General features: G+C 47.7%; 11 protein-coding genes. 2 read left to right on the plus strand and 9 right to left on the minus strand.

The genetic code is table 11. The annotated features are described in order from the left end of the window. A partial coding sequence (locus tag VN105_RS08740; RefSeq protein WP_325639928.1) for a glycoside hydrolase family 2 protein occupies positions 1–2,151 on the minus strand: 2,151 nt, incomplete at its 3' end. 54 nt (positions 2,152–2,205) lie between these two features. On the opposite strand from VN105_RS08740, the gene VN105_RS08745 reads away from it, so the two are divergent. Then, a complete protein-coding gene (locus VN105_RS08745) occupies positions 2,206–2,376 on the plus strand; it encodes a DUF6728 family protein (protein WP_325639930.1) in 171 nt (56 codons plus the stop codon). Here the strand turns inward: VN105_RS08745 and lpxB are convergent. From lpxB to metG, 7 genes are all read right to left on the minus strand, one after another. Continuing rightward, positions 2,373–3,476 carry a lipid-A-disaccharide synthase gene (lpxB, locus tag VN105_RS08750; protein ID WP_325639932.1) on the minus strand — a complete coding sequence of 368 codons (1,104 nt, stop codon included), beginning with the start codon at positions 3,474–3,476 and terminating at the stop codon, positions 2,373–2,375. The genes VN105_RS08745 and lpxB overlap by 4 nt on opposite strands. Before the next feature lie 16 nt (positions 3,477–3,492). Further along, positions 3,493–3,795 carry a hypothetical protein gene (locus VN105_RS08755; RefSeq protein ID WP_079469450.1) on the minus strand — a complete coding sequence of 101 codons (303 nt, stop codon included), beginning with the start codon at positions 3,793–3,795 and terminating at the stop codon, positions 3,493–3,495. A 31-nt stretch (positions 3,796–3,826) separates the two neighbouring features. Then, entirely contained in the window at positions 3,827–4,606 is a 780-nt protein-coding gene (gene surE / locus VN105_RS08760) for a 5'/3'-nucleotidase SurE (protein ID WP_325639933.1), read from the minus strand. Between the two features lie 84 nt (positions 4,607–4,690). Then, on the minus strand, positions 4,691–5,467 hold the full coding sequence (locus VN105_RS08765) for an ABC transporter permease (RefSeq protein ID WP_325639935.1): 777 nt from the start codon (positions 5,465–5,467) through the stop codon (positions 4,691–4,693). Beyond that, positions 5,464–6,360 carry an ABC transporter ATP-binding protein gene (locus tag VN105_RS08770; protein WP_325639937.1) on the minus strand — a complete coding sequence of 299 codons (897 nt, stop codon included), beginning with the start codon at positions 6,358–6,360 and terminating at the stop codon, positions 5,464–5,466. Before VN105_RS08770 ends, VN105_RS08765 begins: the two co-directional genes overlap by 4 nt. A gap of 97 nt (positions 6,361–6,457) precedes the next feature. Beyond that, the gene (locus tag VN105_RS08775; RefSeq protein ID WP_325639939.1) at positions 6,458–8,857 is read right to left on the minus strand and encodes a 3-hydroxyacyl-CoA dehydrogenase/enoyl-CoA hydratase family protein; all 2,400 of its coding nucleotides are present in this window, start codon (positions 8,855–8,857) and stop codon (positions 6,458–6,460) included. A gap of 521 nt (positions 8,858–9,378) precedes the next feature. Continuing rightward, the gene (gene metG / locus VN105_RS08780) at positions 9,379–11,517 is read right to left on the minus strand and encodes a methionine--tRNA ligase (RefSeq protein WP_325639941.1); all 2,139 of its coding nucleotides are present in this window, start codon (positions 11,515–11,517) and stop codon (positions 9,379–9,381) included. A gap of 156 nt (positions 11,518–11,673) precedes the next feature. Here metG and VN105_RS08785 point away from each other — a divergent pair, with 156 nt between their 5' ends. After that, entirely contained in the window at positions 11,674–12,561 is an 888-nt protein-coding gene (locus VN105_RS08785; RefSeq protein ID WP_325639943.1) for an LD-carboxypeptidase, read from the plus strand. 21 nt (positions 12,562–12,582) lie between these two features. Here VN105_RS08785 and VN105_RS08790 read toward each other — a convergent pair. Next, positions 12,583–12,927, minus strand: a 345-nt coding sequence (locus tag VN105_RS08790; RefSeq protein WP_325639945.1) for a hypothetical protein, incomplete at its 5' end; no start/stop codon positions are given.

Raw genomic sequence — 12,927 nt, forward strand, 5'->3', positions numbered from 1 at the left:
ATTTGATCTTATGGAGATGTCTTTTAATTCTTTCTGCCAGATCAGCTTTCCATTTACATCCACTGCTTTCATCAGCAGATCGGCTTTACCTTCATATGCATCCGTTACCAGCCAGGTGCCCAGCTGCCCGTTTTCAATAACGCTGGATACCAGCCGTGGTTTAAACGCTTCTTTCACATAATACTGCAATGCTTTCCAGCGGCCGTCGTAATCCCTGCCGGACCAGGAAGCGCCCGGCCAGCAATCGTTCAGCTGCCAATAGAGAGTGCCCATACAATATGGCATAGCCCTGCGATGAGCTTCTATAGCCACTTTCATCCCTTCGGCCTGTAATACCTGGCTGAGATAAACAAAGGAAGGAAAATCCTTTGGCTCCCGGTAGTAGTGCAGCATGTATGTTTTAATGGCGGTATTTCCTTTAGCCGGACTTTTCTGGTGGGCCTGCATCACGTTGGAAAAGATATCATAGTCATCTTTCGTGGCAAATGTGCGGATGGTTTCCATAGATGGGAAGGACTGAAAACCATATTCACTCATGAAGCGCGGTATATGTGTATTGAATGCTTCAAACCATTCCATACCATGCCATACGCCCCAGTAATGATTATCGCCCCTGGTGAAATCTTCCGGCTTGCCCCAGTTACTGATGGGAGAAGAATGAAAGTAGAAAGCGCCCGGCTGATACCTGGCTACCTGCTGTGGCAGCACGTCTTTAAACAATTTATCATACCCTTGCTGCAAACTTTCCCATTGTGTATTCGTATAGGCATAACCGTTTTGCCAGCCCCAGTTTTTAATGGCTACTGCAATTTCATTATTCCCGCACCATAAGGCCAGGGAGGGATGATTACGCAACCGCTTAATGTTATCTGCCGCTTCCTGTTTTACATTTTCAAGGAACGCCGGATCTGAAGGATAAAGGGTACAGGCAAACATAAAGTCCTGCCAAACCAATATCCCGTGCTGATCTGCCAGCCTGTAAAAATTATCATCTTCATAAATACCACCGCCCCATACGCGCACCATGTTAAAGTTGGAAACCATCATATCGTGAAACAGCTTTTCCTGTTTTCCCGGTGTTACCCGCGGCAGGAAATTGTCCTGGGGAATGTAGTTGGCGCCTTTCATAAACACAGGGCGCCCGTTTACCTTTACATAAAAAGATTCGCCAAGGCTATCCGGCCTGTTCACTACTTCTATGGTGCGCAGCCCTAACAGGTTGCTTTGCGCCGCTACTACTTTTTTGTTACTGAGCAGGCTTGCCTGCAATTCATAACGGTAAGGATCGCCCATACCGGCCGGCCACCACAGTATTGGTTTTTTTATGGAGAAAGGTACTTTCACCACATTGGTTCCCGCCTGCAGGCTAACGGGCAGTTTGGCCAGTGCAGCTGTTGTTTTTCCCTGCGTTACCTGCAAAGTATAATCACCTGCAGCGGTAGCTTCAATGGTTACTTCCGCCTGCATATCTGCATTGGCGGAATCCAGCTGCAGCTGCTGCCAGTACACATCGCGGATGGTTGCTTTGTTCCAGCTATGCAGCGCCACCGGCCGCCAGATACCCGATGTAACCAGCCGCGGGCCCCAGTCCCAGCCATAATGATAAGGCGCTTTACGGGCGTAAATGCTTAAGGGAATATCGCTGGCATCGTTACCTGCAGGATAGATGATGCTGTCCTGCAAAAATCTGGGCATATCCGTTTTAATGGGACTTTTAAACAGGATCCGCAATTCATTGTCACCGGCCACCAGCCATTCTTTCACATTTACCGTATGCGAAACAAACATGTTTGCCGACTGCAAAATTAAATGCTCATTCAGGTATACATCTGCATAAGTATCCAAACCTTTAAACTCCAGTTCTATTACTTCTGCGTTCAGCTCCTGTTTTTTTATATGCCATCTTTTACGGTATTGCCAGTCTTTTTTATCCACCCACTGTACTGCTTTCTCATTGGTACCCACAAAAGGATCAGGAATTAAATGCTGCGCCAGCAAATCGGTGTGAACGGTACCGGGTACAGTAGCCGGCCGCCAGATGCCTTCATCGGTCCGGGAAAACTCCCAACCACTGAGCATGGGGTTGTTTTGTGCTATTCCATTGGTAAACAGGGTAAAAAACAACGCCACTGTTAACAGTAAATATTTCATGTCCTATTTTTTCAGAAGGATCAAAAATAGCATTGATTTTTCGATCTTTGGGAGATGAAAAGTATCTGGAAACAAATATTGAGGTACCTGTATATAGGCAAAAAAGATCCCAATGCACCCAAAACACGTTACGTGGCCATGATGCATGGGATGAACAGAATTTCCCTGTTACTTTTTATAATAGCCATTATCATTATGGTGATCAGGCTGATCAGGAAACACTAAGCAACTGCATATTCGTAGATCACTTCCGCAGCGCGGCGGGAAGCGTCTTTCTCACCCAGTTTATGCCACAGTTCCGCATAGTCTTTCATGACGCGGTTCCTGGTGGTTTCATCATTCAGTAAGGCGTTCAGTTCTTTCAGCAGGTTTTCTTCTGTAAGATCGTGCTGAATCAATTCTTTTACCACCAGCTTATCCATTACCAGGTTTACCAGGGAGATATATTTTACTTTGATGAGATGTTTTGCAAAGAAGTATGAAATAGGATTTCCTTTATAGCATACTACTTCAGGTACGCCGAACAAAGCTGTTTCCAACGTGGCGGTTCCCGAGGTAACCAGTGCTGCTTTTGCCTGGCGCAGCAATTTATAGGTTTGTCCTTTTACCATGGATACATTGGGATGCTGCCCGGTAAGGCTTTCCAGGAAATGATCGTCCAGGCTTGGCGCCTGTGCCACTACAAACTGGTACTGCGGAAAATGCTTTGCCATGGTGAGCATGATGGGCAGCTTTACACTTACTTCCTGCTTACGGCTGCCCGGCAGCACGGCTATAACAGGTTTATCTGATAACGGGGCATCTGCAGGTTGTTCTTTGGCTGCTTTGATCACTTCTACCAAAGGATGTCCTACATATTCTGTTTCATAATTCCATTTATGGTAAAACTCCGGTTCAAAAGGAAGGATGCACAACATTTTGTCTACATACTGCCGGAGCTTTTTCACGCGGTTTTCTTTCCAGGCCCACACCTGCGGGGAGATGTAATACACAATTTTAAATCCCTGCTGCTTTCCCCATTCGGCTATGCGCATATTAAAGCCGGGGTAATCTACCAGTACCAGCACATCAGGTTTAAAGGCAGTAATATCTTTCTTACAGATCTCTATATTCTTTAAAATAGTACGCAGGTTCATCACCACTTCCACGAAACCCATAAAGGCCAGTTCTTTGTAATGCTTTACCACGTGGGCGCCGGCAGCTTCCATCAGGTCGCCACCCCAGCTACGTATATCCGCAGACGTATCTAATTGTCTTAATTGCTTTACAAGATTGCTGCCATGCAAATCACCTGACGCTTCTCCTGCAATAATGTAATATTTCAATATTGTCTGATTAAAATTATCTGATCAGTTTAAGTAATAATATGCCAATGGCATACAGCATGGTCATCAGGAATATACCTTTGGCAGTAATATCCAGCCGTTTTCTTGTATACAGGAAAAATACCAGTCCGTTCAGTAGCAGGCAGATGCTGGTGAGCTTCGGGATCATCTGTTTATTATCTTTCAGAATACCGAGGAATTGTCCCAGCCCTACATTGTTATGCGGTTTGATAACAAAGAAATAGTACAGGAAAAACGCGAACAGGGGTGTTAAAAACCCCAGTAAAATTCCTAACGGAAGATTGTCTTTTTTTAACATACTGTAATTATAATGGCGATATAACGAATGTTCACAAATCTTTCCAGTCTTCTTCCAGCTTCTTTTTCAATGCATAATTAGTCAGGTCAAACTGCACCGGTACTACAGAGGCATAGTTATTATCCAATGCCCATACATCCGTATCCTGTCCATTATCGCGGTTTTTAAATTCTCCTGTGAGCCAGTAGTATTTTTTTCCATGCGGATCGCGGCGTTCGTCAAATTCCTCCACCCATTTGGCGTCTGCCTGGCGGCTTATTTTCAGTCCTTTAAATTCCTTTTCACTTACTATCGGGATATTCACATTAAACAAGGTACCCGGAGGCAGGTCTGATGCCAGCATTTTTTTGGTAACCTCATGCGCTACTTTTCGGGGCAGCGAAAAATCCGCATCGTAGCTATATTCCAGGAAGGAAAAGCCCACGGAGGGAATGCCTTCAATAGCAGCTTCCATGGCGGCCGACATGGTACCGGAATAGATCACGTTAATAGAATGATTGGCGCCGTGGTTGATGCCGCTTACGCAGATATCCGCTTTTTTGCCATGCAGGATCTTATCACGGGCCAGCTTTACACAGTCTACCGGTGTGCCCGAGCACTGCCATGCCTCTATCCCGTCAAAAATGTCCACTTTTTCCAGGCGCAGCGGAATACCGATGGTAATAGCGTGTCCTTTGCCCGATTGCGGACTGTCTGGCGCTACCACTACTACTTTACCCAAAGGCTTTACTGCTTCTATCAGCGCACGGATGCCCGGCGCTGTGATGCCATCATCGTTTGTTACCAGTATAACCCGCTCTTGTTTTGCCATAATTCACCTTTTAGCTTTGCTCAACAAATTTAAGCTCTCTGCCAAACATTTCGCTTTAAAAGAATGTGAAATATATGGATATTTCTACAGATCGGATTTTAATATTTTCCTGAAAACCAGGTAGATGCCTAAAGCGATGTAAGCAATCATGGCCGTTACATACACATAAGTTTCATACTGATCGCTGGCAGATACCATTTTACCCACCAGCGGAAACGGCAGCAACTCATCGCCGCTTTGCAGCGGCAACAGGCCACCCGCCGGCCCTACGTATCTTTTAACCAGGAAAGACAACAGCTGATCCAGCATCATATTGTAGGCAATAAACAGCACGATGGCCAACCCCGCCCGCTTCACCAGCACCCCTATCAGCAGGGCAATAGTGAGCATCACATTAAACTGCAGGAAGTAATACAACATGTAGTGGTATCCTTCCAGGCTGAAAGGTTTATTGCCGTAGATGATCCCTATTAAGGCGCCGCTGATGGTAGCCACCACCAGTGTAAGCACCGATATGGCTGCCAGCCAGAATAATTTTGCATACACAAACTGGCTTCTCTCCCATCCGTCAATTACATTCTGCCGGTTGGTACGGTAGGTGTATTCATTGGTAACCAGTATGATCAGCAGCAACCCGAACAGTGCGGAGATATAACTGTTGATGGAAGCCGCGGTGAGCCAAACTTCGGGGAAACTGAAGGGATTGCCAAACATTTTGCCTACCTGCTGCAGGTTGTTACTGAATTTATCGGCCACCATGAAATTGCCTGCGGGGATAATTATCAGCGCCAGCAGCAACATTACCCAAAACGTGCGGTAGTTCCTTACTTTGAGCCATTCGGTATAGATGATCTGTTTCATGATGCGCTGATGTTAGTGATTTCCAGGAATGCGGTTTCAAGACTTTTCTTACGGAGCTGCAGGTAGCTGAGCCAGATGCCCTGCTCTGCACAGTAGCGGTTAATCGCTTCAGGGTTGGGCAGATCCGTAAACGAAGCCTTCACAATATTACCCTGTATAACGGCAGCCGTACAACCTGGGTACTTCAGCATTACCGCCTGGAGCGCCGGAAGATTTACAGTCGACATTTCCACAAAGTCGTTCCGGCTGATCACCGTATCCACGGGGCCGGACAACAATAATTTACCGCTTCTTAAAATGGCTACATGTGTGCATACCTTTTCCACTTCATCGAGCAGGTGACTGGCCAGGATAATGGTTTTGCCGCTATCGGCCAGTTTACGCACCAGTTCGCGTACTTCCGCAATACCGGAGGGATCGAGGCCGTTGGTAGGTTCATCAAGGATCAATACATCGGGATCACCGAGTAATACGGAAGCAATGGCCAGCCGTTGTTTCATTCCAAGCGAATAGGTTTTAAAAGCCGAGTGCTGCCGTTGTGTAAGACCGCATATTTCCAGCACCCTGGCGATATCGTTTTTGCCGCGATGTTTGACAGCAGCGGATATTTCCAGGTTTTTATATGCGCTGAGATAGTGATAGAAATTAGGCGTTTCCAGCAGCGTTCCTATTTGCCGTCGTTCTGTCGCCGAAGGTGTTTTGTCAAAAAGAGTGAAGCTGCCTGTATCTGCTTTGAGCACATCAGTAACGATACCCAGCAGCGTGGTTTTACCGCTGCCGTTTGGGCCCAGTACGCCGAATACGCTACCAGCCGGCACATCAAAGGAAATACCGGACAATGCCTGTACGGCGCCATATTTTTTGGAAATATTCTGTAAGGATAGAATTGGCACGGGAATTAATCTAAAAGATGAAAATAAAAAGGGAAATGCAGCGAATGATCTTATGGCTAATCTTCACTACATTTCCCATACATTGAAATAACAGTTTTTAATTTCGTACCGGTTTGCCGGTTTTGATCACGCTTTGTAAGCGTTCCAGCGTTTTGCGTTCACCGCACAAACTCAGGAAGGCTTCCCTTTCGAGATCCAGCAGGTATTGTTCACTTACAAAAGAGGCTTCTGTAAGATCCCCGCCACACATTACATAGGCCAGTTTATTGGCTACTTTCTGATCGTGTTCTGAAATATAGTTACCGAACTTCATGGCGTATACGCCTGCCAGTAAGGCTCCTAAAGCACCGCGGCCCATTACTTTGATATCCGTTCTTTCCACGGGGCGGGTGTATCCTTCGTCGGCCAGCGCTATCACGCTACGTTTGGCGTCGGCAATGAGGCGACTGAGGTTCATGGTTACTTCATCATGTCCTTTTTTCAGTACGCCCATATCGAATCCTTCAAAACCGGAGGTAGCTACTTTAGCAGTGGCAACGGTCATAAAGTAATCTTTCAGGGGTTCTTCTTCGATGCGGCCTTCCTTAAATTCCAGGCTGGCGCGGAGCGTCATTTCCTTGGTGCCGCCGCCACCGGGGATCAGGCCCACGCCCAGCTCCACCAGCCCTATATAGGTTTCGGCTGCCGCTTGTACTTTATCGGCATGCAGGCACATTTCGCAACCACCGCCCAATGTAAGCGCATGTGGCGCCACTACTACCGGTACGGAGGAATAACGGAGCCGCATGGTACTGCGCTGGAAAAGCCGCACGGCCATATCCAGCTCATCATATTCCTGTTCCGCCGCCAGCATGAAGATCATACCCACATTGGCGCCGGCAGAAAAGTTAGTGCCTTCGTTGCCTACTACCAGTCCGCGGAAATCTTTCTCCGCGCGGTCTATCGCCTTATTCAAACCTTCCAGCACCTCTCCGCCGATGGTATTCATTTTTGTTTTCCAGTCGAAACAAACCACGCCATCGCCAATATCAATGAGGCTGCAGGCACTGTTTTTCCACACTACATTATTGGAGAAGTTTTCCAGGATAATGAACTGTCCTTCTCCGGGTAGCGGTTTATAAGCCTGTGTGCTTACGTCGTAATATAATTTCTTGCCGTTATCTACTTTGTAGAAGCTGGTGATCCCTTTCGCCAGCATATCTTTTACCCATTGAGCCACGGTGAGCCCTTTGGCCTCAATGAGTTTTACAGATGCTTCCACACCCAGGAGGTCCCAGGTTTCGAAGGGCCCGATTTCCCAGCCGAAGCCGGCTTTCATGGCGTCGTCTACTTTATAGAGGTCATCCGCTATTTCGGGAATGCGGTGCGATACATAGGAGAAAAGGAAGGCATGGAACTGCTGGTAAAATTGGCCGGCTTTATCTGAAGCGCCTGCCAGCGCTTTGATGCGTTGTTTCAGGTCTTCAATGGGCTTGGCTGCATCAATGCTGGAAAACTTTGCCCGTTGCTTGGGTCCGTATTCCATTGTTTGCAGGTTCAGTGTAAGGATTTCCTTGCTGCCGCCTTCTCCCTTGGTTTTCTTATAAAATCCCTGTCCTGTTTTATCTCCCAGCCAGTTGTTTTCCACTACTTTCTGGAGGAAAGGCGGTATTTTAAAGATACCGATGGCTTCATCCTGCGGGCAATTTTCCATGACGCCTTTGGCTACTTTCACGAGGGTGTCTATCCCTACCACATCGGCGGTACGGAAGGTAGCGGATTTTGGGCGGCCTATTACCGGGCCGGTGAGCGCATCAATTTCGTCGATACCCAGTCCCATTTCCTGCATGATGTGAAAAATGGCCATGATAGAGAACACGCCTACCCTGTTGGCAATGAATGCGGGGGTATCTTTACACAATACGGTTGTTTTTCCGAGGAAAAGGTCGCCGTAGTGCATGAGGAAATCGATGACGGCGGGATCTGTATGTGGTGTTGGAATAATTTCGAGTAAACGGAGATAGCGGGGCGGGTTAAAGAAGTGGGTACCGCAGAAGTGTTTCTGAAAATCTTCACTGCGGCCTTCCGTCATCAGGTGGATGGGGATACCGGAGGTGTTGGAGGTGATGAGGGTACCTGGTTTCCGGAATTGCTCCACCTGGGTAAACACGCTTTTCTTCACATCCAGGTTTTCCACTACTACTTCAATGATCCAGTCTACATCCGCCAGGCGTTTCATATCATCAGTAAAGTTGCCTGTTTTAATGCGTTTGATCACATCTTTGGTAAAAACGGGCGAAGGATTGGATTTAACAGCTGCCTGCAGTGCATCGTTCACGATCCGGTTTTTCACGGCCGGATGATCGAGCGGCAGGTTCTTTTTCTTTTCCGCCTCGTTGAGTTCCTTTGGCGCTATATCCAGCAGTAACACCTGTACGCCTATCCCTGCAAAATGACAGGCGATCCTTGATCCCATTACCCCCGAACCTAAAACGGCTACTTTGTTGATGTGTCTCATTGCTTTGGCTTTTAGCTGTAGGCTTACGCGGAGCCTCCAGCATTTGTAACTTAAATTTACCGATCCCTGAATTTAGCATTTTTTGGAGTTCCACCATCAGGGTGTACGCGATTTCTATAATACTTTTTTGTAAAGACAGGTAAAATAGGCGGGTGCTTAACAATTTGGGGGATATTTCAGATGCAGGGAGATAAACATATAATAATCCACATATAAAAATAAAGCCGATACAAAATTGTGCGGAGCATCGCCTTCGGGCGATGCGGAATTTGTCTGACTCAGGATTAAACTGATTATGCTGATTACGCTGATTATTTTGGTTGATTATTCCGGATTTTAAAAGATTAAGGGAGATATAAGCGATTCGCCTATATCTCCCTTAATCTTTCTTTATCATTGCTTTGCACCCACTTTGCACCCGCTTTACACCTGCTTTGCACCCGAAGTATCCGTGCTGTGCACATGGAGGCAATGCGGAGGTGAGGTGGACTTGATCCGGGATCAAGCTACCCTGGCTGGTTTCAGCTTACCCCGCTGCCTGGCTTTACCGCTTCGGCAGGGTTCACGAAAATGAGCTTCCCGTTATCTTCCGCCATGAGGATCATGCCCTGGCTTTCGATACCGCGCATTTTGCGGGGCGCCAGGTTGGCTACCAGGGTTACCTGTTTGCCTACAATATCTTCCGGGCTGAAGTGCATAGCGATGCCGGAAACAACGGTACGTTGTTCTGTGCCGATGTCTACCAGCAGTTTCAGTAATTTATCTGCTTTGGCCACTTTCTCCGCCTGCAGAATGGTGCCTACACGCAGGTCAAGTTTGGCGAAATCATCGTATTGAATTTCGGGTTTTGCAGGGGCGGCAGGTGTTTCCTCCACAACGGGAGCAGCTGCTGCAGCTGCATCCATTGCCTGTTTTAAACCGGCGTGGAGTTTTTCCACCTGTGCAGTTACCTGTTCATTTTCCACCTGTTTGAACAGCAGCTCAGGCGGACGCAGGGAATAGCCTACACTCAACAGTTTGTCGCTGCCTGCATTGTCCCATTCCAGCATACGATCCACTACTTTCAGCATATGGCAGATCTTCTTGGCGGTAAACGGCAGGAATGGATGGGAGAAGATGGCCAGGTTGGCGGTCATCTGTAATGCAATATGCAGGCAGATGTCGATACGTCCCTGTAAAAACGCCATATCCTTTTCCTCATACTGTGGGTATTTCGGATGCTGTTCGCCGGCTTTCAGCTTATCGAGTACGCTGGCCAGGATCCAGGGTTCATTCTTCTGGAGGTATTGGTTGCCTTTGCGGGCAAATTCAATCACTTCAGACAATGCTTCCCGGAAGCGGTAGGTTTCAATACTGGTTTCTATCTTTTCTTTTGCCAGTGCAAATTCTTTCAATGTTTCCGTGTCGCCGTCGTTGATGAACTCCGGATGCAGCGGTGGTACTTTTCCGCCGCACAATTTGTGCATCAGCACCATAGCGCGGTTTACGAAGTTGCCGAATACGGCTACCAGCTCACTGTTATTACGGTCCTGGAAATCTTTCCAGGTGAAATCGTTATCCTTTGTTTCCGGCGCCGTAGCGCATAATACATAGCGCAGCACATCCTGCTGATCGGGGAAGTCCTGGATATAATCGTTTACCCAAACCGCCCAGTTACGGGAGGTAGATACTTTTTCCCCTTCAATATTCAGGAACTCGTTGGCCGGTACATTATCGGGCAATACAAATCCGCCGTGCGCTTTCAGCATAGCCGGGAAAATGATACAGTGGAAAACGATATTGTCTTTACCAATGAAGTGTACCAGTTTGGTATCGTCTTTACACCAGTAATCCGCCCAGTTTTCGGTCAGTTCCTTTGTAGCGGAGATATAACCGATGGGTGCATCAAACCATACATACAATACTTTTCCTTCCGCATCGGGCAGGGGTACTTTGATGCCCCAGTTGCTGTCGCGGGTCATAGCGCGACTTTGCAGGCCGCTATCCAGCCAGCTTTTGCACTGACCGTATACATTGTTCTTCCACTCTTTATGACCGTCGATGATATATTCCTTCAGCCATGGTTCGTAGTTCTGCAGCGGCATGTACCAGTGTTTGGTTTTCTTTTTCACCAGTGGTGCATTGCTCAGTGCAGAATGCGGGTTAATCAGTTCGTCGGGACTTAACGTTCTTCCGCAGCGCTCGCACTGGTCGCCATAGGCTTTATCGTTACCACAGTTGGGGCAGGTGCCTATAATGTACCTGTCGGCCAGGAACATTTCTTTCTCCGGGTCAAAAAACTGTTCGCTTTCTTTTTCTTCAAACAGGCCATCGTTGTACATCTTCAGGAAAAAGTCCTGCGAGGTTTTGTGGTGTACAGGAGCGCTGGTACGGGCAAAAATATCGAAGGAAATGCCCATTGCTGCAAAGCTGTCGCCTATCACTTTGTGGTATTTGTCTACCACATCCTGGGGGCTTACGCCTTCCTTCATTGCTTTGATGGTAATGGGAACTCCGTGTTCATCTGTACCGCAAACAAATTTTACATCTGCTTTTTTTGCGCGTAAATAACGCACGTAAATATCTGCAGGCAGGTAGCAGCCGGCGAGGTGTCCGATGTGCACCGGGCCATTGGCATACGGTAATGCCGCAGTTATTAAATATCTATTAAATTTTGCCATATTCTCTTAACGAATGCTTAAATAAACTTTAAATCGATGATTGTTTTTGGAATCACCATAACAATTTATCATCTTAGTCGGCGAAAAAAGAATCAATTTACGCTAACTAATCTGCAAAGGTAAACAAAAGGAACAATGGTAAAAATTCCGCCATATTTGAAAAAAGGTGATCTGATCGGAATTACCTGCTCCAGCAGCAAAATGGATCTGCAGGCGGCGGAGTATGCGCGTGGCGTACTCACTTCCTGGGGATACCGGGTGCATCTCGGTATTACGGTGGGCACCAGCTTTCATAATTTCTCCGCACCGGACGAGCTGCGGCTGGAAGAGCTGCAGGATATGCTGAACGACCCTGAAATAAAAGCGATTATATTTGGCCGTGGTGGTTATGGTATGGTGTGCATCATAGATAAACTGGATTTTACCCGTTTCCGTAAGCATCCCAAATGGCTTTGCGGCTACAGTGATATTACCACGCTGCATTCGCATGTGCAGCGGCGTTTAGGCATAGCCACCATGCATTCCATGATGTGCAGCGGCATTACTCCTGCTACATTTGACAATGAGTATACCGAAAGCCTGGCGGCGGCATTGCGTGGCAAGGTTTACCGTTATTCCGCTCCTGCGCATCCGCTGAACAGGGAAGGGAAAGCCACCGGCATACTGGTGGGCGGCAATTTGTCGATCCTCGCCAACCTTTCAGGTACACCATCCCAGATCAATACAAAAGGTAAGATCCTGCTGCTGGAAGATATCGGTGAATACCGGTATAACATTGACCGCATGATGTATAACCTGAAACGTGCCGGCTGGCTCGACAACCTGGCTGGTCTTGTAGTAGGCGCTTTCACAGATGGCAAAGAAACAGATACGCCTTTCGGGCAATCCGAATATGAAATTATCAGCAACCTTGTTAAAGACTACGACTTCCCCGTTTGCTTTGGTTTTCCAAGCGGGCACCAGGCGGCCAACTATTCACTGAAACTGGGTGTGAAGCATGAACTGAAGATAGGCGCCAAAACGGTGTTGGCGGAAGCGAAGTGATCGCCTTCGGCGGGCAGGCAGCTAATCCTCCACGTCGGGAACGATCTCCAGGCCGTATTCTTCTGCGGTGAGGACACCTGCAGTGCGGGTGCTGTCGATCAGAGCGGTGTCTGGCTGCAGATCGTGCACAATGGTTTGGTTGTGCAGGTAGTCGATGCCATAGAATTTGCCGGCAATACCCAAAGGGACGCCGATCAGGTATTTGATCACTTCGCAAACGATCTGGGTGCCGAGGGCGCCGTGGGTAGCACCGAGCGCGCCTGCATCAAAATTGCGGTATTCTTCCGTAAGTGGTAATGCACAACGGTAAGAGGCAGAGGAGGTACCATCGGGCATGGGCATATTAAAGCCGGCAAACCAAGCCAT

This window comes from Chitinophaga sp. (genome assembly GCF_035564935.1).
In the GTDB taxonomy this organism is placed as follows: Bacteria; Bacteroidota; Bacteroidia; order Chitinophagales; family Chitinophagaceae; genus Chitinophaga.

What these genes read in the sequence shown, in the direction of transcription:
- VN105_RS08745 (WP_325639930.1), top strand. Translation starts at nt 2,206, where the DNA reads ATGAAAAGTATCTGGAAACAAATATTGAGGTACCTGTATATAGGCAAA.
- VN105_RS08755 (WP_079469450.1), bottom strand. Translation starts at nt 3,795, where the DNA reads ATGTTAAAAAAAGACAATCTTCCGTTAGGAATTTTACTGGGGTTTTTA.
- surE (WP_325639933.1), bottom strand. Translation starts at nt 4,606, where the DNA reads ATGGCAAAACAAGAGCGGGTTATACTGGTAACAAACGATGATGGCATC.
- VN105_RS08765 (WP_325639935.1), bottom strand. Translation starts at nt 5,467, where the DNA reads ATGAAACAGATCATCTATACCGAATGGCTCAAAGTAAGGAACTACCGC.
- VN105_RS08775 (WP_325639939.1), bottom strand. Translation starts at nt 8,857, where the DNA reads ATGAGACACATCAACAAAGTAGCCGTTTTAGGTTCGGGGGTAATGGGA.
- metG (WP_325639941.1), bottom strand. Translation starts at nt 11,517, where the DNA reads ATGGCAAAATTTAATAGATATTTAATAACTGCGGCATTACCGTATGCC.